This window comes from Streptomyces caeruleatus, assembly GCF_001514235.1.
Classification (GTDB): Bacteria; Actinomycetota; Actinomycetes; order Streptomycetales; family Streptomycetaceae; genus Streptomyces; species Streptomyces caeruleatus.
The window spans coordinates 67,344-86,925 of the sequence record NZ_KQ948942.1; the positions used below are offsets into that span (position 1 = coordinate 67,344).

General features: G+C 68.1%; 16 protein-coding genes and 1 pseudogene. 9 read left to right on the top strand and 8 right to left on the bottom strand.

Annotation, left to right across the window (positions count from 1 at the left end; genetic code table 11):
• The first annotated feature begins 334 nt into the window (after positions 1–334).
• The 6 genes from AQJ67_RS39125 to AQJ67_RS39150 all read left to right on the top strand — a co-directional run bounded on the left by AQJ67_RS39125 (position 335) and on the right by AQJ67_RS39150 (position 7,346).
• Positions 335–1,492 (top strand): methyltransferase, encoded by a 1,158-nt coding sequence (locus AQJ67_RS39125; RefSeq protein WP_062724255.1) that lies wholly within the window; start codon positions 335–337, stop codon positions 1,490–1,492.
• Positions 1,493–1,624: 132 nt separating this feature from the next.
• Positions 1,625–2,011 (top strand): peptidase inhibitor family I36 protein, encoded by a 387-nt coding sequence (locus AQJ67_RS39130; protein WP_062724256.1) that lies wholly within the window; start codon positions 1,625–1,627, stop codon positions 2,009–2,011.
• A 133-nt stretch (positions 2,012–2,144) separates the two neighbouring features.
• Positions 2,145–3,158, top strand: coding sequence for a winged helix-turn-helix domain-containing protein (locus tag AQJ67_RS39135; RefSeq protein ID WP_062724257.1), 1,014 nt, complete (start codon positions 2,145–2,147; stop codon positions 3,156–3,158).
• A 374-nt stretch (positions 3,159–3,532) separates the two neighbouring features.
• Positions 3,533–3,763, top strand: coding sequence for a hypothetical protein (locus AQJ67_RS39140; protein WP_062724258.1), 231 nt, complete (start codon positions 3,533–3,535; stop codon positions 3,761–3,763).
• Between the two features lie 95 nt (positions 3,764–3,858).
• On the top strand, positions 3,859–4,200 hold the full coding sequence (locus tag AQJ67_RS39145; protein ID WP_062724259.1) for a trypco2 family protein: 342 nt from the start codon (positions 3,859–3,861) through the stop codon (positions 4,198–4,200).
• Entirely contained in the window at positions 4,197–7,346 is a 3,150-nt protein-coding gene (locus AQJ67_RS39150; protein WP_062724260.1) for an NACHT domain-containing protein, read from the top strand. Before AQJ67_RS39145 ends, AQJ67_RS39150 begins: the two co-directional genes overlap by 4 nt.
• Here AQJ67_RS39150 and AQJ67_RS39155 read toward each other — a convergent pair.
• Positions 7,280–7,531: a DUF397 domain-containing protein gene (locus AQJ67_RS39155; protein ID WP_062724261.1), complete on the bottom strand. Its 252-nt coding sequence runs from the start codon at positions 7,529–7,531 to the stop codon at positions 7,280–7,282. The two genes, AQJ67_RS39150 and AQJ67_RS39155, sit on opposite strands and share 67 nt — an antisense overlap.
• A complete protein-coding gene (locus AQJ67_RS39160) occupies positions 7,528–8,349 on the bottom strand; it encodes a helix-turn-helix domain-containing protein (protein ID WP_062724262.1) in 822 nt (273 codons plus the stop codon). The genes AQJ67_RS39155 and AQJ67_RS39160 overlap by 4 nt, the downstream gene beginning before the upstream one ends.
• A gap of 131 nt (positions 8,350–8,480) precedes the next feature.
• On the opposite strand from AQJ67_RS39160, the gene AQJ67_RS39165 reads away from it, so the two are divergent.
• From AQJ67_RS39165 to AQJ67_RS39175, 3 genes are all read left to right on the top strand, one after another.
• The gene (locus AQJ67_RS39165; protein ID WP_062724263.1) at positions 8,481–8,897 is read left to right on the top strand and encodes an ATP-binding protein; all 417 of its coding nucleotides are present in this window, start codon (positions 8,481–8,483) and stop codon (positions 8,895–8,897) included.
• A 134-nt stretch (positions 8,898–9,031) separates the two neighbouring features.
• A complete protein-coding gene (locus tag AQJ67_RS39170) occupies positions 9,032–10,063 on the top strand; it encodes an arabinan endo-1,5-alpha-L-arabinosidase (protein ID WP_244190748.1) in 1,032 nt (343 codons plus the stop codon).
• A complete protein-coding gene (locus AQJ67_RS39175) occupies positions 10,045–11,481 on the top strand; it encodes a family 43 glycosylhydrolase (protein WP_062724264.1) in 1,437 nt (478 codons plus the stop codon). Before AQJ67_RS39170 ends, AQJ67_RS39175 begins: the two co-directional genes overlap by 19 nt.
• Positions 11,482–11,578: 97 nt before the next feature.
• On the opposite strand, the gene AQJ67_RS39180 is transcribed toward AQJ67_RS39175, so the two are convergent.
• From AQJ67_RS39180 to AQJ67_RS39205, 6 genes and pseudogenes are all read right to left on the bottom strand, one after another.
• Complete coding sequence (locus AQJ67_RS39180; protein WP_062724265.1) at positions 11,579–13,237, bottom strand: pyridoxal phosphate-dependent aminotransferase; 1,659 nt, start codon at positions 13,235–13,237, stop codon at positions 11,579–11,581.
• Between the two features lie 125 nt (positions 13,238–13,362).
• Positions 13,363–14,424, bottom strand: a pseudogene (locus tag AQJ67_RS39185) (aldose epimerase family protein); the annotation flags it as partial.
• Positions 14,425–14,475: 51 nt separating this feature from the next.
• Positions 14,476–15,720 carry a multiple monosaccharide ABC transporter permease gene (mmsB, locus tag AQJ67_RS39190; RefSeq protein ID WP_062724267.1) on the bottom strand — a complete coding sequence of 415 codons (1,245 nt, stop codon included), beginning with the start codon at positions 15,718–15,720 and terminating at the stop codon, positions 14,476–14,478.
• Positions 15,717–17,267: a multiple monosaccharide ABC transporter ATP-binding protein gene (gene mmsA / locus AQJ67_RS39195; protein ID WP_062724268.1), complete on the bottom strand. Its 1,551-nt coding sequence runs from the start codon at positions 17,265–17,267 to the stop codon at positions 15,717–15,719. The genes mmsB and mmsA overlap by 4 nt, the downstream gene beginning before the upstream one ends.
• Positions 17,268–17,299: 32 nt before the next feature.
• Complete coding sequence (gene chvE, locus AQJ67_RS39200; RefSeq protein ID WP_425264219.1) at positions 17,300–18,412, bottom strand: multiple monosaccharide ABC transporter substrate-binding protein; 1,113 nt, start codon at positions 18,410–18,412, stop codon at positions 17,300–17,302.
• Positions 18,413–18,552: 140 nt separating this feature from the next.
• Positions 18,553–19,521 carry a glycosyltransferase family protein gene (locus AQJ67_RS39205; protein WP_062724270.1) on the bottom strand — a complete coding sequence of 323 codons (969 nt, stop codon included), beginning with the start codon at positions 19,519–19,521 and terminating at the stop codon, positions 18,553–18,555.
• Positions 19,522–19,582: the final 61 nt, after the last annotated feature.

Consider the following 19,582-nt stretch of genomic DNA (forward strand, 5'->3'; position numbering starts at 1 on the left):
GGAGTCCGTTCACCAGAGACGATGCCGTTCGCCGGGGGTATGTCCGGCTGACACCGGCATTGGCACCGACACCGACACCGACACCGGCACCCACAAGTACGCAGCTGTGCGACCCTGTTGACGTCATCTGTCTGAAAGGCTGGTCATGACCCGCGGCATGGTTCTCGGCATGGTCCTCGGCGACCTCTCCTCGCGCGCTTCGACGCGGGAGCGGTAGCCCCACCTGCCCTGACACACGTGCCCGTGCCGCAGCACGGGCCGTTTGCCCTGCTCCTCGTCGAAGTGCTCTTCGTGCCCCGCACGTTCGATCATTTCGATCACGAGGAGTACCCCGGTGCCCACCATCCACTGGACCGAGAAGAACACCCCCCGTTCCGCCCACTGGCATTCCGAGAACGCCACAGCCCCTCCCCGTCGGGTCATCGGCGCCGACGACCGCATGCCGGCCGACACTGCCTACCGACTGGCCTGCGAAGGCACCGCCTTGCTGTGGCGGGGCGACTTCCACAACGCACGTCAACTCCTCCAGGCGATGGGCCGCCGCATCGACCGGAACCGGAACCGGAACCGGAACCGGAAGCCTGCCGGGCCGGCAGCCAGCCCGGCGGAGGCCTTCCGCCTGCATCGCCGGGCCCGCAACCACCGGGCCCGCGTGCTGGGCAGGCTCCTCGTTCTGCTGGAGGACGACTACCGTCTGAACCTGCGCAGAGCCCCCGACGTGCGCCAGGCGTGCAGCGAGGCATACGGTCCGCCGTCCCAGGCGATGGCTGTCTCGCTCACGGAACTGCTCGGCGTGACCGGAGCGCACCAGTGGCGTACGAAGGGCGTGGCGGTACCGGCCCTCGCCGCTCGCCTTCACCCGCACTACGGCGTGTTCTCCCCGGTCAGGGGCGAATACGTCGACCTCGTCGCACGGGCACCACTGCCCACGCCCGCTGACCGGCGCGCGGGCCGCCGCACCGCGTTCGACCTCGGAACCGGGACGGGGGTGCTCGCAGCCGTCCTGGCCCGCCGGGGGATCGACCACATCGTGGCCACCGACATCAGTCCCCGTGCCCTGGCCTGCGCGAGCGACAACGTCCGCCGACTGCACCTCACCGGGCGCATCGACATCGTCGGCCCCTGCCTCTTTCCGGACGGGCGCGCGGACCTCGTCGTCTGCAACCCGCCCTGGATCCCGGCCCGCCCCACCTCCGCCGTGGAGCAGGGCGTCTACGACTCGGGCGGCAGCATGCTCCGCGCCTTCCTGGAGGGGCTTACCGCCCATCTCCAACCAGGAGGTGAGGGATGGCTCATCCTGTCGGACCTGGCCGAGCACCTCGGCCTCAGGACCCGCGGCGAACTGCTGGCCGACATCGAAGCGGCGGGCCTGCGTGTGGTGGACAGAACCGACACCAGGCCGCGGCACCCACGAGCGAGGGACACCGCCGATCCCCTCCACGCCGCCCGCGCCGCGGAAGTCACCTCACTCTGGCGTCTCACCGGCAGGTGAAGGGTCGGCGCAGATGTTCCTCGACCCCGCCATGCGAGTTCGATTCGATCCAGATCGAAGGCGGGTGCGGGGGCGGGGGGCCGGACCGCAGGCTGGACGTCGTACGCAAGACCACGGGGAAAGGAAGACCTCATGTCCATCCGTTCCGTCCGCAAGCACCGTCTCTCCCTCGGCCTGGCCGCCCTCGTCGGCAGCGCCGCCATGCTGGCGATCCCCACGTCCGCGCAGGCGGCCGGCGATCCGGCCACCTGGCCCTGCGACCCGTCCGAGTTCTGCATCTACCACGACGGCCAGGGCGGCGGCGCGCACTACTCGCTGTCAGACGGCGCCTCCAACCTGGGCCAGCTGCCGGGCGGCCTCAACGACCACGTGTGGTCGGTGAAGAACATCTCCGGCGACGACTGGTGCCTGTACCGGGACGCCAACTACGAGAACGAGATCCAGGTGATCCTGGACGGGCAGGCGCTCGACCTCGCGTCGCCGGTGCGTGACCAGGTGAGTTCCGTCGAGCCCTGCTGACAGGTCTACGGCTACTTGGGCTGTCCCCCTCTGCCCGGAGGGGGACAGCCCCATGACATCTGAGGATGGCAAGAGCCGAAGATCCTCGGACCATGTGAGGGCACGCACGATGTGCCGAACGGGGATGGCTCACATGGTGGTACGCATTCACTTAACCGACGACGATCTCGCGGGCATCAGGCTGGCCCAGGCTCCCGACCCCATGTGGGAGGCGCTGCTCAGCATGCACATGCTCCAGACCAACACCGGTTCCGCCGTCTTCGGCGGCTGGCGGAGCAGAGTGCGCCGCGAACTTCCCACGGCGGTACGCCCGTTGCTCCGTCTCGCCCCACCCGTCGGCTACTCGGCGGACTTCCTCACCCCGGCCGCCGGCGCGGGCGGCCTGGACGCCGGGCTCGGCGCCCTGCTGTCGACGCCGACGCAGCGGCTCCGGGGCGACATGGTCGAACTGTCCCGTGCCGGACGGCGACTGCCCTCCTGGGCGAGGCCGCTCGCCGACGGTGACAAGGCGGCCGTCGTCCATCTCGCGCGCGCGTTCCGGGCGTACTTCGCGACCGCGCTGGCGCCCTGGTGGGGCCCTGTCCGTGCCCGCTTCGACGCCGAACGGGCCGCCCACGGTCGGCACTTGGCCGACGGCGACCTCGGCGCCCTGCTCGGCGCCCTCCATCCCGGCCTCGTCTGGCGGCGACCGGTCCTTGAGGTGACGGGGCTGGGCGCGACGGACCGTGACGTCCGGCTCGACGGGCGGGGCTTGCTGGTCCTCCCCTCCTACTTCTGCTGGCGCAAGCCGACCCTGCTGAAGGATCCCGCCCTGCCGTGCGTCGTGGTCTACCCGATGACCCACGAGACGGTACTGAGCGGCGGCGTGGGCGGGAGCACTGGCGGGCTCCGTTCCCTGAACGCCCTCCTCGGCCGCACCCGCGCCGGGATCCTCGAAACGGTCGCCGACCACGGGGTGACGACCACGGAACTCGCCCACGACACCGGGGTCTCCCCGGCCACGGCCAGCCATCACGTCGGCATTCTGCGGCGGGCGGGGCTGGTCAGCACCTGCAAGGCGGGGAAGGCCGTACTGCATACGGTGACACCGTTGGGGATGTCGCTGCTGGACGGTGATTCAGCCCCTCCGGTGCGGCGTTCGGCGTGACCGGCCCGAACCTCCGGCAAACGTCCACACCAGCGCACCAGGTGTTCATGCGGGGCCTGTCGTTCACAGGCCCCCGGTCGCCACGCGCCGTCTTGTCGCCGAAGTGTCCGCCTTGGAACTCGGGTCGCAACAGCCATGTACGCGGTAAAGCGACAGGTCCCGTGAAGAAGTCGACGTATTCGGTGACCCGGCGGTCATAATGGTGAAGCCGGTCGCCGGAATGGGGCGTGCGTCGCACCGATGCGGCTGGCGGTCTCTTCTGCTGGGTGCTTTGATCCTGCGCATGGCCGGAGGCGTCGGAATGAATTCCGGGCCCGGGAATCGGGCAGCCCCGCCGTTATCGCAGTACGTTCACGCGAAGGGAACCGCAGGCTATGAGCTACACCTCTCAGGTTGAGACGGCTGAGATCGCCGACACCGTTCTGGACAACATCTCCGGTGGTCAGGCGGGTGGCGCCGCCGCCCTCGGTCTCGCGGGCTCCCTCTCCGGCAGCGTCGCCGGTCTCACCGACACCGTGTCCGCCGTCGCCTGCGCCGACGTCTTCGCGGCGGTCTCGCCGGAGGGCGTCGCGCTGGGCGTGAACGCGCACGCTGCCGCTCACTGACGAAACGATTGCGACGGGCCCTGGATCATTTGATTCCGGGGCCCTTGGCGTGAACCGATGGCGGTGGAGGCCAAGGTCTCTCTAGCGTTGGGTGCATGACCGACGACAACCGGATCGAACTGGCCGACGCCGTACAGGCGGTACGGGACGAACTGATCACCGCCGCGGCCCGTTCGTCCGGGCAGGACGTGATCTTCGAAGTGGGCGACATCGAGCTGGAGTTCGGCGTCGAGCTGCGCAAGGAGGTCAAGGGCGGGGTGAAGGTCAAGGCGTGGGTGGTCGAGGCCGGTGCAAACGCGGGTGGCGGCACCACGCGTACTCATCGGGTCACGGTCACGCTCAAGGCCGTCGACGCCGTGACCGGGCAGCCGTGGAAGGTGCGGAACGAGAGCCGGGGGAGCGTGGCGCGGTTCGGCCGGGACGGCGCCGAGCGGTGATCGCGGGCAGTGTTTCGGAACGGGTCGTAGCGGTCTTCGGCGAGGGGCAGGGCAGCGGAGTGCTGCTGGCCCCCAACCTGGTGCTCACCGCGCAGCACGTCGTGGGCGCCGGGGAGCACGTCGAGGTGATCCACCCGTCGAAACGGCATCCCGTCCCCTGCTTCGTCACATGGGCCGACGAGACCCTCGACGCCGCTGTGCTTCTCGCGGACTCGGAAGTGATCGATCCCGAACTGTCCGGCCCCCTGGGGCAGATCCGAGTGGGCGGCGTCGGCACCGGTGCTCCGCTGCCGCACTGCCAGATCGTGGGATTCCCCGAGATCCAGCGCTACGGCGAGCCGGCCGAGGACCTTGAGTACGACCAGTTCCGCGCGACCGTATTACCCCTGGCCGGACGCATGAGGGACCTCCTCGTCTGCGAACTCGACGTGTCCGGCGCGGAGGAACGGGGCAGCGGGGCCTCACCGTTGGCAGGGCTGTCAGGAGCTCCCGTCTTCGCCGGAGCGGTGCTCCTCGGGGTCGTGCGTCAGGTGCCCCGGGGCCGCTCCCACCTCAGGATCGAAGCGGTCCCCATCACCACGGTGCTGGCCGAGGCGCGGTCGTTCCGATGGGGGTTCAAGGCCGAGACCGTCACCGATGTCCACCCGCGGGACGAACTGTTCGAGGTCCGGTACGCCAAGGACCTGGCCACGCAGTACCGCAAGACGGAGATCTTCGGCATCGAGGAACTCGGCCGCACCGAGTCCCGCTGGGACCTCGACACCGCCTACTTGAGCCTGGAGGCCGAGGCCACGGCCGCGCCGGGCGACCGGAAGGAAGCCAGGTACTCGGCGCAGCGGATCGACAGCCTGCTCGTCACACGCCCCCGCGCCCTGCTGCGCGGCCAGGCCGGCGCCGGCAAGACCACCCTGGTGTGGTGGCTCGCCGCCCACGCGGCGAACGGCACCCTCGACAAAGAGCTCTGGAAGCTGAACGGCTTGGTGCCCTTCATCATCCCGATGCGTGAGGTGTACGCGCGGGGCGGACGCTTCCCGGCCGTGTCGGAGCTGCTCTCGGCCGGACGGGTCGTCGATGACGACGCCCCGCCTGGCTGGGCCGGCCGCGTCCTGGAGGCCGGCCGAGCGCTGCTCCTGGTGGACGGTCTGGACGAAGTCCCGCCGGGGGAGCGGGAAAAGGCACGCGACTGGCTCTCCCGCCTCCTCGCCCGGTATCCGGACACCCGCTGCCTGGCCACCGTCCGCCCGGACGCGGTGGAGAAGGACTGGCTCCGCGCCGAGGGCTTCACCGAACTGACGCTGTTGCCCATGAGCGACGAGGACGTCCAGGCCTTCGTCTCCGCCTGGCACAACGCCGCCCGCCTCGAATCCGAGTACGTCTACGATGTCCGCCGCTGCGGCGACGAGAAAGACCTCCTCTCCTCCCTGGAGCACGACCTCGCCCACCAGCTGGAGCAGAACACAGCCCTCCGCGACCTCGCCCGCACCCCACTCCTGTGCGCCGTCATCTGTGCCCTGCACCGCCGCCGCCGTGGCCTCCTCCCCACGACCCGCTGGTCCCTGTACCGAGCCGCCCTCGCCATGCTCCTCGGTGGCCGTGACGCGGCGCGCGGCGTCTCCCGCCCCGACGACATCAGCCTCGACTCGGACGAACAGCACGTGCTGCTCCAACGGCTGGCCATTTGGCTCGTACGGACCGAACAGCAGCAGATGACCCACGCGCAGGCGGCCCAGCAACTCGACCTCGCGACACGTGACATGCCGCAGATCCGGGCCCAGACCACACCCGACCGGGCCCTGCGCTACCTCATCGAACGCAGCGGACTGCTTCAGGAACGGACGGACGACGCGATCCAGTTCATCCACCGGACGTTCCAGGACTTCCTCGCGGCGAAGGAGTTCCACGAGAGCGGGTACGTTCTGGAACTCCTCAACCACGCGGGCGAGGAAACCTGGCGGGACGTGATCGTACTGGCCGTCGGTCACGCGACGCGGACGGATGCGCAGGTGCTCATCGAGAAGCTGGTGATGTTCGGAGACGTCGTGGAGGGGCGTGAGGAGAAGTGGTACCTGCATGTGCTGGCGGCGCAGTGTGCCAGCAGCCTGCTGTCGCTGGACGCGGCGCTGATGGAGGTCGTGCGGGGGCGGGTGCGGGCTCTGATGCCGCCGGTGAGTTTTTCGGAGTCCCGTGACGTCGCGAGCCTGGGTGACTGGGTCGTGGAACTGCTGCCGGGGCCGGAAGGGGACAACGTCTCCGGGGCCATGGGAACCATCAATGCCCTTACGAGGATCCGCACGGAGGAGGCACGAAGGAAGCTGAAGCTGTTCGCGCTGAGTCCCCTGCCCAGCCTCAAGTTCGAGGTTGCCCTCGGGTGGGTTGATCAACCTGCGGAGCAGTACGCCCGAGAGGTACTGGCCGGGGCGTGCATTGAACGCCTGTTCGTGCTGAACAGCTCGCAGTTGGCTCAGCTGCCGTACCTCGACTCGATCCGCGACATCACGGTGGCGGGGTCGTACCGCGCGGAGGAACTGGACGCTTGTCTGCCGACGCGGAACGTCGTGAAGATCGCCTTGACGCGCAACAAGACCCTGACCCGCCTGGACTTTCTACGCAGGCGGAAGCATTTGCAAGGGCTGAAGGTGATTGCGTGCACGGCACTCGAATCCGAGAACGACGAGTGGTCCGAGCTCCTCGACGGCTGGACGAGCCTTGAGAGCCTGTCCTTCTCCGGTGACGCCGAAGTCACGCGGACGATACTGCGAGCCGCTGCCCTGGCGCCGCGGTTGGCGAGTCTGGAACTGGCGGTGGAATCGCTCGACCTCCTGACCGAGCTTGCGCCGCTGCCTGCTGTCCGAAGTCTGCAGCTCACCAGGATGCGGGACTACAGTCCCCTGGCGGCGGTGTGTCTCGTCTTCCCGAGTGTGGAAACACTGACACTTGACCTTGCCACGGATGTTGTAGCGCCCCTCGATCTGACGGACCTGCGGGACCTCCCAGGACTGGGTCAGGTCCATATTCAGGGCACTGCTGGGTCACATCCCAGCATTGTGGGCGCCGACATGCTCGGCGCCCACGTCATCAATCACCTCGCCGTGCCGGAGGTGAACGAGACGAACTCCCTCCAGGACTCCGGCGAAACCGCCAGCTGACGCTTCTCCGGGGCCTTGGAGTCCCGGACGTGGATGGTGTGGGGGCAGGTGGCGACCTCGACGCAGTCGCCCTGGCTGCCGCTGCTGTAGCTGGACTTGTGCCAGGCGAGGGCCACTTCGACGCAGTCGTCGCCGGACCCGCCGCTGTAACTGCTCTTGAACCAGGCCAGTTCGCCGGTGCTCATAGGTCTCCTCGCATCCGCTGCAACAGGCTCATGGAGTCTTTGAGAGTGAGAGCCTGTGAGCGCATCCTGGCATACCGCATCTGGAGCATGCTGACCACCTTCGAGTCAGCGATGAACTGGCCGCTTTCCTGCCCTTCGCAGTAGGCGAACCACTTGTTCTCCGGCGTCTCCAGCAGGCGCATGGGGCCGTCCAGCCCCGCGTGTGTTTCCTGCTCCGTCGGCATGATCTGAAGCTCCACGTTCCGCAGTTGAGCGATCTCCAGCACATGGTCGATGAGCCCACGCGTGACCTCCATCCCGCCCGTGTGCCGTCGAAACAGATGCTCCTCCAGGATGAAGGCGAAGGCCGTGTTCGGCCGCTCCCGCAGCAACCGCTGGCGTTCCGCCCGCGCTACCCACTGCGCCTCGATCTGCTCGTCGCTCAGCGGCGGCAGCTGGTTCGTGAACAGAGTCCGCGCGTACGCCTCGGTCTGCAACAGCCCCGGAATCAACCGGCATTCATACGTGTACAGCGTGATCGCCGTGGTCTCCAGCTGAGCCCACCGCCGAAACCACGCCGCCAACCCCGGCTGCCGAGCCAAATGCTGCGCCGCCTTCGTCAGCGCCCCGGTGTTCCCCAGCACCGGCTCCGACCGCTCCGGAAACGTCGGATCCGGCATCCGCCGCCCCAACTCCAGCGAAGCCACCGTGTGCTTCGACAACCCCACCCGGTCCCCGAACTCCTCCCTGCTCAACCCCGCATGCTCCCGCAGGGCCTGTACAACCGCCCCGAACGTCCGCAGACTGTCCGACGACTCCGGCTCACCACACTCGACCAAGGCAGGTCACCTCCCGCAGCACATGGTCACGGTCAGTCACGCGTACTGTCCAGCGGGTAACCGCGTACGCTCCCGCACCGTACGCGGCGTCGACCTGGTGAACTGCCCGGCAGGGTCGCCAGATTGAGCGCATGCCAGTACCGCTCACCCAGCGACTCAGTGCCACCCCCCGCGGCGCCCGCCTCGCCCGGCACCTCGCTCTGAACCAGCTGCACGCCTGGGGCATCCCGCACGGCAGTACCGCCTCCGACGCCGTCGCCGTGATCGTCGCCGAGCTGGCCGCCAACGCGGTCACCCACGGCCGGGTCGCCGGCCGGGACTTCGAGCTGAGGGTGTCCCTCCCGACAGGCAGCATCCGTATCGAGGTCAGTGACACCCGTACGGAGTCCCACCCCCCGAAACCCGGCGACGTAACGCCGCCACACCCCCTCGACGAACACGGCCGCGGCCTCGTTCTCGTCGAGGCGCTGGCCGACCGGTGGGAGGTGGTGGAGCGGGACGGGTCGCCCGGTAAGACCGTCCGTGCAGAAGTCGATCTTTACGGCTGATCCTGCGCGGACCATTGACGCGCAAGAGGTTCGATTCTACGGTCCGTTCGAACTTGCGAGCACTGTTCGAGATATCGGTCAGATGCGGCCAGATATCTGCCGACCTGTCACCCCCCACCGCAAGGAGGACCCGCATGAGCCCCACCTCCCGCACCTCGCGCACCTCCCGCGCCTCCCGCACGCCCCGCACGCCCCGCACCCTCCGCAAACGAACCGCCCTGATCGCCTTCCCCACCGCCGCCCTGCTCGCCCTGATCCCGTCCACGGCCTCGGCGTACCCCAACCCCGGCCGGGTCACCGGCGACGTCCGCACCCACGACCCGTCGATGATCCGTACCTCGTCCGGGCAGTACCTGCTCTACGCGACCGGCGGGGGCATCGCCAACAAGACCTCCAGTGACCGCACGGCCTTCAGGAACGGCGCCGACGCCTTCTCCAGCCGCCCCGGCTGGTGGTCGAACTACTCCTCCGTGCCGGAGGCCTGGGCGCCGGACATCTCGTTCCACGGCGGCAAGTACCTGATGTACTACTCCGTCTCGAAGTTCGGCTCGAACACGTCCGCCATCGGTCTCGCCACCTCCACCACCGGCCAGCCGGGCAGCTGGACGGACCAGGGCACGGTCTACACGTCCGGTTCCTCCAGTGACTACAACGCCATCGACCCGAACCTCTTCGTGAACGACGACGGCAAGTGGTGGCTGTCGTTCGGCAGTTGGTGGACCGGGATCAAGATGATCCAGATCAACCCGTCCACCGGGAAGCAGCTGAGCTCCAACACCACCCGCTACTCGCTCGCCTCCCGCCCCACCGGGACCAAGGCCGTCGAGGCACCCTTCATCGTCAAGCGGGGCGGCTACTACTACCTCTTCGCGTCCTACGACACCTGCTGCGCCGGGACCAGTTCGACCTACAAGGTCAAGGTCGGCCGCGCCACCAGCATCACCGGGCCGTACACCGACAAGAACGGCGTCTCGATGATGAACAACGGCGGCACCCCGGTCCTGGAGTCGCACGGCAGCGTCATCGGCCCCGGCGGGCAGTCGATCATGAACGACGCCGACGGGGACCTGATCGTCTACCACTACTACGACGGCAACGACAACGGCACGCCCAAGCTGGGCATCAACCTCTTGAGCTGGAGCACCGGATGGCCCGTCGCCTACTGACCCTGCTGGCAGCCCTGCTGCTGGCCCTCTCGATCGGCCAGCCTTCCGCCAGCGCCGCCTCGTTCGCCAACCCCGTCAAGTCGGTCAAGGGCGCCGACCCCTGGATCTCGTACCACGACGGCAACTACTACCTGGTGACGACGAGCTGGACCGACGTCATCACCATCCGCAAGTCCACCACCCTCGCCGGCCTGGCCACCGCCCCCAGCATCCAGGTGTGGCAGGGCGACGCCGCCTCGCGCTGCTGCAACATCTGGGCGCCGGAGCTGCACTCCCTCAACGGCCGCTGGTACCTGTACTACGTCGCCGGGCAGAACATCGCCGACTACAACCCGACCCAGCGCAGCCATGTGCTGGAGAGCGCGGGCTCCGACCCCATGGGGCCGTACACCTACAAGGGCCAGCTCAACTCCGCCTGGATGCTGGACCCGAGCGTCCTGAACGTGGGCGGCCGGCTGTACATGCTCGGCAGCGCGATCACCAGCGGCACCCAGAACCTCGTCATCGCGCCGATGTCCAACCCGTACACCGTCAGCGGTTCCTACTCGACGATCTCCAGGGCGACGTACGACTGGGAGCGGCAGGGCGGCACGGTCAACGAGGGCGCGGAGATACTGCAACGCGGCGGCCGGACCTTCCTCATCTACTCCGCGAGCGGCTGCTGGACCCCCGACTACAAGCTCGGCCAACTCGAACTCACCGGCTCCGACCCGCTGGCCGCCGCCTCCTGGACCAAGAAGTCCACGCCCGTCTTCCAGCGCAATGACGCCAACGGGGTCTACGGGCCCGGCCACAACGGCTTCTTCACCTCGCCCGACGGCCGGGAGAACTGGATCGTCTACCACGCCAACGACAGCGCGAGCGAGGGCTGCGACAACGGGCGTACGACCCGGGCCCAGAAGTTCACCTGGAACTCCGACGGCACCCCCAACTTCGGCACCCCGGTCCGCCTCGGCGCCTCCCAGACAGGCCCCTCCGGAGAGCCCTCCACCGCCTCCACCACCTACACGCTCACCAACCGCAACAGTGGCAAGTGCTTTGACGTGGCGGGGAGTTCGACCGCCGACGGCGCCAACGTCCAGCAGTGGGCATGCAGCGGCGGCAACAACCAGAAGTGGCGCCTGGAGGACCTGGGCGACGACACCCACCGACTCGTGAACGTCGCAACCGGCAAGGTCCTCGACACCCAGGACTGCTCCTCCGCCGACGGCGCCGACCTGAGGCAGTGGTCCTGGCTGAACAACCCCTGCCAGCGGTTCCGATTCATCGCCACTGACGGTGGTTACGTCCGCATCACCAACCAGGCCACCGGCAAGGTCGCCGACGTCGCCAACTGCGGAACGACGGACGGCACGGACGTACGCCAGTGGTCCTGGCTGGGCAACAACTGCCAACAGTGGCGCCTGAACCCGGCGTAACGGCAACGCCCTGTCTTTTAGGGGCGCGGGGAACTGCGCGACAAGCCACGACGATCGATCAGTCGCACAAATACCCGCCCCCTACGGCGAAAAGGCGCTACCCGGTCTGCATCCCCGCCGCATTGGGCCAACTCTGACTGTTGGGCCATCCGGTCGCCGGCGCGGGCGACAATCCGGGCGCCGGCCCCGTAGTACCCCGCACCTGCGCCGCCGTGAGCCCACCCCGGGCCGGCACCCCGGGCGGCGTGGGCCCGGGTGGCACCACAGCAGCGGCGGGCGCCACAGCAGCGGCGGGCGCCACAGGCGACGGGAACGGCATCGGCGCGGGGGCGGGCGCGGCGGGCGCGGGGGCCGGCATCGGGGCCGGGGCCGGAGCGACAGGTGCGGGCGCCGGCATGGGCGCCGGCATGGGAGTCGGCATGGGAGTCGGCATCGGCGTAGGCATAGGCGTAGGCATAGGCGTCGGCATCTGCGCGACGGCCGGCTGCGGCTGAGCCGCCGCAGGCATCGCGGTGCCCATGGCCTGCGCGGCCAGGCCCGGCATGCCGGAGCCGTTGGTGGAGCTGACCAACCGATCCACGGCCGCCGTACCCGAGCTGTAGTTGGTCCCTGTACCCAGCTCGGGCACGGCGGCTCCCCTCCTGGACCCGTAGAGCACCTGCTCCAGGCCGGACACCAGGCGACGCACGTCCACCTGGGGGCGCACCACGAGTCGCAGGAAGCGGCTGGACGAACCGATCTTGTTGCCGCACTCGCGGACCAGGATCCGGTGCTCGGTGAGCAGCCGGTCGCGGACCACGGTGCCTTCCGCGCCGACGGGAAGGCGCACGAAGAGGAAGTTGCCCTGCGACGGATACACCGTCAGGCCGGGCAGCTGGGCCAGATGGCTGGCCATGTCGAGACGGTCCCGGCGCACCTGGTGCAGGCTCTGCGCGTACTCGGCGCCGTGGTTCTTGAGCATGAACACCACGTGCTCGGCGAACGCGTTGAGGTTCCACTTCGGCAGCATCGAGCGGACCATGCCGGCCAGGGCCGGGTTGGCGACGAGGTAGCCGAAGCGGATGCCGTGCAGACCGAAGTTCTTGCCGAGGGAGCGCAGGACGATGACGTTCGGGCGCAGCATCGCCTCCTGCACCACCGAGGGCTCCTGCTCGGCGTCCGCGAACTCCAGGAACGACTCGTCGACGATGACCAGGTCCAGGTCGGCCATCGCGTCCATGAACTGCACGAGCGCGTGCTTGTGGAGGTAGCCGCCGTCGGGGTTGTTCGGGTTGCAGATCACGGCCACCCGGGTCCCCCGGGCGCGGATGAACTCGGCGTACTGGGCCAGGTCCAGAGCGAAACCGCTGGACTCCTGGAGCGGGAACATGTCGACCCGCTTGCCGGTCTCCATGGGCTGGTCCGTCCAGCGGCCGAACGTGGGGACGGGGATGGCGAGGGACTCACGGACCAGGAGATGGTCGATCCAGGTGATCAGCTCGGTGGAGCCGTTGCCCATGGCCACGCACTGCGGCGGGAGCTGGAGCAGGCTGCACAGCTCGGCCGTGATCGTGTCCGCGCTGCTCGGGTAGTACGTGATGATGTCCCGCAGCCGGGCCCCCATGTCCTGGAACATCTCCGGCGTCGGGAAGTACGGGTTGCAGGGAATACAGAAGTCGACCGGACCGGCTCCCTCGCCGCCCTCACGCGTCAGCGCCGCCATCGACGGGCTGTGTGCCGCCGTGCTGCGGAACAGCGAGGTGACGTTGTCGGCCATGGAACCTCCGAGTTTGGGTGGCCCGCGCGGGGGAGCACGGGCCGCCTTTACATACGGAGGCTGGGGTGGCGCTGTTCAACCACTGAGGAATCGGTGAGAACTTGTGGGCCACCTGTGAAGATCCGTCAGCAGGTGAACGAGTGCACCGTCGTCGAGCGGTACGTCTGCCCGGGCCGCAGCACCGTCGACGGGAACGACGGCTTGTTCGGCGAGTCCGGGAAGTGCTGCGTCTCCAGGCAGAGCGCGTCGCCCTGCCGGTAGACGTTGCCGCCCGAGCCGACGAGCGTGCCGTCGAGGAAGTTGCCGGAGTAGAACTGCAGACCCGGCTCCGTCGTCGCCATGCGCAGGGTGCGGCCGGACGACGGGTCCTTCAGCGTCGCGATCCACTCGGGGCGCGGCGAGATGCCCTTGTCGAGCACCCAGTTGTGGTCGAAGCCCTTGGCGTACAGCAGCTGCTGGTGGGCTTCGCGGAGGTCCTCGCCTATGCGCTTGGTGCGGCTGAAGTCGAAGGGGGTGTCCGCGACGGGGGCCGGCTCACCGGTGGGGATGAGGCCCGCGTCGACGGGGGTGTAGCGGGACGCGGCGATCTTCAGCTCTTGGTTCTCGATCGTGCCGCTGCCCTCGCCGGCGAGGTTCCAGTAGACGTGGCTGGTGAGGTTGACGACGGTGGCCTTGTCGGTGGTGGCCGTGTAGTCGATCCGCCAGTCGCCGTGCTTGGTGAGGGTGTACGTCACCTTCACCTTGAGCGTGCCCGGGTAGCCCATCTCGCCGTCGACGGAGGTGTGGTGCAGGTGCAGGCCGACGTCGGAGCCCTTGGCGAACGGCTCGACGTCCCACACGTGCTGGTCGAAGCCCTTGGCGCCGCCGTGCAGGCTGTTCACGCCGTCGTTGACATCGACCTGGTGGGCGTCGCCGTCGAGAGTGAACCGGCCCTTGTCGATACGGTTGCCGTACCGGCCGATCAGCGCGCCGAAGTACGGGCTCCCCGCGACGTAGTCCTCGATGTTGTCGAAGCCCAGGGAGATGTTGGCGTACCGGCCGCGCCGGTCCGGGACCTCCAGGGACTGCACGATGCCGCCGTAGGAGAGGACCTTCATCCGCGTGCCGCCGTTGGCCAGCGACCAGCTGTGGACCGTGGTGCCGTCGGCGAGGGTGCCGAAGAGGGACTTCACCGGCGTGTTGCCTCCGTCGCTGAAAAGAACAGGGCCCCGCCTTCCGGCGGGGCCCTCCTGCTGTACTTACGAACCGACCTTGCGCTTGTTCCAGACGTCGAACCCGACCGCCGCCAGCAGCACCAGGCCCTTGATGACCTGCTGCCAGTCGGTGCCGATGCCGACGAGGTTCATGCCGTTGTTCAGCACGCCCAGGACCAGGCCACCGATGATCGCGCCGAGGACCGTGCCGACGCCGCCGCTCATCGACGCGCCGCCGATGAACGAGGCGGCGATGGCCTCCAGCTCGAAGTTGAGGCCGGCCTTGGGAGAGGCCGCGTTGAAGCGGGCGGCGAAGACCAGACCCGCCAGGGCCGCGAGCATGCCCATGTTCAGGAAGACCAGGAAGGTGACCTTCTTGTCCTTCACACCCGACAGCTTGGCCGCGGGCAGGTTGCCGCCGATCGCGTAGATGTGGCGGCCGATGATCGCGTTGCGCATCACGTAGCCGAAGCCGACGAGCAGCACGCCCAGGATGAGCAGCACGATCGGGGCACCCTTGTAGCTGGCCAGCAGCATGGTGAGGGTGAGGATGGCGGCGCCCAGTGCCACCAGCTTCAGCAGGAACAGGTTGAAGGGCGGGACGTCGAGGGAGAACTCCTGCTGGCGGCGGCGGTCACGGAACTCCTGGAAGACCACGACCGCGATCATCGCGAAGCCGAGCAGCAGTGTGAGGTTGTGGTAGTTCGTGTTCGGACCGACCTCGGGCAGGAAGCCGTTGGCGACCTTCTGCAGGCCCTCGGGGAACGGGCCGAGGGTCTGGCCCTCCAGGAAGATCTCCGTGAGACCACGGAAGATCAGCATGCCCGCGAGGGTCACGATGAACGACGGTATGCCGCCGTAGGCGATGAAGAAGCCCTGGACCGCACCCGCGAGGGCGCCGACGGCCAGGCACAGCAGCACGGCGAGCGGCCATGGCATGTCGTGCTTGACCATGAACACGGCGGCCATGGCGCCGACGAACGCCGTCAGTGAGCCGACCGACAGGTCGATGTGGCCGGCGATGATGACCAGCATCATGCCGATCGCGAGGATCAGGATGTAGCTGTTCTGCAGGACCAGGTTGGAGACGTTGCGCGGCAGCAGCAGGTCACCGTCGGTCCACACGGCGAACAGCGCCACGATCAGGCCGAGGGCGATCAGCATGCCGTACTGCCGCATGTTGCGGCGCATGCCGTCCAGCACCAGCTGGAGCAGGCCGTCACCCGCGGCCCCTCCGCTCTTGCCCGGCGGCGCGGGGGCCGGGGTCTTGGCGGTCACATCCGTGCTCATCGGGATACCTCTTTGTCCTTTGTCATCTGACGCATCAGCGATTCCTGCGAGGCCTCGGCCCGCGAGAACTCACCGGTCAGCCGCCCCGCGGCCATCGTGTAGATGCGGTCACACATGCCGAGCAGTTCCGGCAGCTCGGAGGAGATGAAGACGACCGCCTTGCCCTGGGCGGCCAGCTGGTCGATGACCGTGTAGATCTCGTACTTGGCACCGACGTCGATGCCACGCGTCGGCTCGTCCAGGATCAGCACATCGGGACCCGCGAAGATCCACTTGCTGAGGACGACCTTCTGCTGGTTGCCGCCGGACAGCTTGCCCACCGGCTCGAAGACGGTCGGCGCCTTGATGTTCATGGACTTGCGGAAGCCCTCGGCGACCTGCCGCTCCTCGTGCTCGTCGACCACACCGCCCTTGGCGACCTTGCCCAGCGCGCTGAGCGAGATGTTGCGGTTGATGGTGTCGATGAGGTTGAGGCCGTAGTGCTTGCGGTCCTCGGTGACGTACGCGATGCCGTTCCTGACCGCCTCGGGGACGGACTTCGTACGGATCTCCTTGCCGTCCTTGAGGACCGTGCCGCCGTGGTAGCGGCCGTAGGTCCGCCCGAAGACGCTCATCGCGAGCTCGGTGCGGCCGGCGCCCATCAGGCCCGCGATGCCGACGATCTCGCCGCGCCGCACGGACAGGGACACGTCGTCGACGACCTTGCGCTGCTGGTCGATCGGGTGGTGCACGGTCCAGTTGCGGATCTCCAGCGCGGGGGCGGAGCCCTCCTCCGGCTCGTGCGGGGTGCGGTCCGGGAACCGGTTCTCCAGGTCCCGGCCGACCATCCCGCTGATGATCCGGTCCTCGGTGGTCTCCGGCGCCTTCACATCGAGCGTCTCGATGGTCTGGCCGTCGCGGATGATCGTCACCGAGTCGGCGACCTTGCGGATCTCGTTGAGCTTGTGGGAGATGATGATCGAGGTGATGCCCTGCTTCTTCAACTCCAGGATCAGATCCAGGAGTTTGCCGCTGTCCTCGTCGTTCAGGGCCGCGGTCGGCTCATCCAGGATGAGCAGCTTCACCTTCTTCGACAGCGCCTTCGCGATCTCCACCAGCTGCTGCTTGCCCACACCGATGTCGGCGACGCGGGTGTCCGGGTGGTCGCTGAGACCGACCCGGCGCAGCAGCTCGGTGGCGTGCCGCAGGGTCTCCCTCCAGTCGATGAACCCGCCCTTGGCGTGCTCGTTGCCGAGGAAGATGTTCTCCGCGAGGGAGAGGTACGGAGACAGCGCCAGTTCCTGGTGGATGATGACGATGCCGCGGTGCTCGCTCGCCCGGATGTCCTTGAACTCGCAGACTTCCCCCTCGAAGAGGATGTCCCCTTCGTAGGTGCCGTGCGGGTGGACGCCGGAGAGGACCTTCATCAGGGTCGACTTACCGGCGCCGTTCTCCCCGCAGATGGCGTGGACCTCGCCCTGCTGGACGGTCAGCGTGACGTCCGACAGCGCCTTGACGCCGGGAAAGGTCTTGACGATCGAGCGCATTTCCAGGACGGGTCCCGCCATGGTCGTGCCTTCCAATCAGAGTGTGCCGGCGGTTAGTTGAGGTCGCTTTCCTTGATGTAGCCGGTGTCGACGACCTCCTTCTTGTAGTTGGCCTTGTCGACACTGACCGGGGTGAGCAGGTAGGCCGGGACGACCTTGGCGCCGTTGTCGTACGTCTTGGTGTCGTTCGTCTCGGGCTTCTTGCCGTTGAGCGCCGCGTCGACCATGTTCGAGGCGACCTTGGCGAGCTCACGGGTGTCCTTGTAGACGGTCATCGACTGCTCGTCGGCGATGATCGACTTCACCGAGGCGACCTCGGCGTCCTGGCCGGTGACGATCGGCCACGGCTTGGTCTTGGAGCCGTAGTCGTCCGAGCGCAGGGCGGAGAGGATGCCGATGGAGATGCCGTCGTACGGCGAGAGGACCGCGTCGACGCGCTCGCTCTTGTAGGCCGACGTCAGGATGTCGTCCATGCGCTTCTGGGCGGTGCCGCCGTCCCAGCGCAGGGTGGTGACCTGGTTCAGGGCGGTCTGCTTGGAGCGGACGACGAGCTGCTTCTTGTCGATGTACGGCTGCAGGACCTTCATCGCGCCGCCGAAGAAGTAGCGGGTGTTGTTGTCGTCGTTGGAGCCGGCGAACAGCTCGACGTTGAACGGGCCCTTCTTCGAGCCGTCCTTCAGGCCGAGCTTCTCGACGATGTAGTTGCCCTGGAGCTCGCCGACCTTCTCGTTGTCGAACGACGCGTAGTAGTCGACGTTCTTGGTGCCGAGGATGAGGCGGTCGTAGGAGATCACCGGGATCTTGGCGTCGGCGGCCTGCTGGAGCACGTTGTTCATCGACTTGTTGTCGATGGCCGCGACGATCAGCGCCTTGACGCCCTGCGTGATCAAGTTCTCGATCTGCGAGACCTGCTGGTCCGGGTCGTCCTCGCCGTAGACCAGCTTGGTCTTGTAGCCCTTCGACTCCAGGTCCGCGACGACGTTCTTGCCGTCGGCGATCCAGCGCTCGGAGGACTTGGTCGGCATCGCGATGCCGATGGTGGCGCCCTTGGTGTCCCCGCCCTCCTCCTTGCTGCCGCCCTCTCCGCTCTGGCCACAGGCGGACAGGGTCAGGGCGAGGGAGGCGGCTCCGGCTATGGCGGCGAGTGCGGCTCTGCGAGTGCGCATGGTCATCATCCTTGATGTGTGTGAGCAGGGCTCGGTGGGGCGGTGGCGAGGACGCTTCGAGGGTTGAACGGTGCAGACCCCGGGTGTGTCGGATTGTGTTCGACTGCGTCGTCTTCTGTGAAGGGGGTTTGTCCGGAACGTTATGCGGGAGTTTCGAATCTCTTCAGCGTCCCGGGCAGCCGTGAACCGAGAGGCGCCATGTCGCCGTCGGCTCCGTGCCGTGCGAGCAGGTCCAACGCCAGGCGTCCGCGCCGCACGCGTTCCTTGGCGGTGGCCAGCGTCAGGTCCCTCATGTGGTGCCCGTAGGGATAGATCCCCGGGGCCTTGGAGAGCCCGAACTTCAAGTAGAGCGGTGCGCCGCGCCGGATCAGCTCGGCGACCTCGTACATCCGGATGTAGCCGCCGAGATCGTCCGGGGCCTCGATGTACATGTCCATCGGGGCGGCGGAGACCCGCCGTATCTCGGTGAGGTGGTCGAGCGTCAGGTCGCTCGGCACGTTGATCGAGTCGCCGCCGAGGTTCTCGTACACCGCGTACGCGGCCGGGTTGACGGGGCCGATCAGCGCGCTCACCTTCAGCGTCGTGTCGGCCGGGATGATCCCGGCGGTGCGCGCCCGGTGCAGCGCCCACAGCACGCCCTCGTCGGCGACGAGCAGGCACTTGACGCCCAACTCCGTGGCCCTGACGGCGTCCTCGACGCACCCGGCCACCGCGTCGTGGCCCCGGGCGCGCAGTCCGGCGCCCTTGGAGTCGGTACGGGTGGAGCCGCCGATGTCCCAGGTGCCGCGCGGGCCGGTGAACAGGCAGAGCTCGATGTCGCGCTCGGCGGTCGCCTCCACCATCTCGGTGATCTCGGCGTCGGTGAGCATCCAGATGCCGCTGCCCTGGCTGATCCGGTGGACCGGCACATCGAGCCGCGAAGACTCCTTGAGGACCACGGCGAGCGCCTCGGGGCCCTCCACGGAGGGAACCTCGGTGCGCCAGCGGCCTCCGCCGGGGAAGGTGTGCGGAGAGGCGTCGGAGGGGTCGAGGGCGGGCGCCTCCAGGCCGAGTGCGGCGAGCGCCTGCTCGCCGGGGCGGCGCGGCGTCGGGGCGTGGGTGTCGGTCACAAGCTGTCCTTCTGTTCGATATTTCGGACGATGGTCGCGGCTCTGGTCGCGCGGGGCGTTG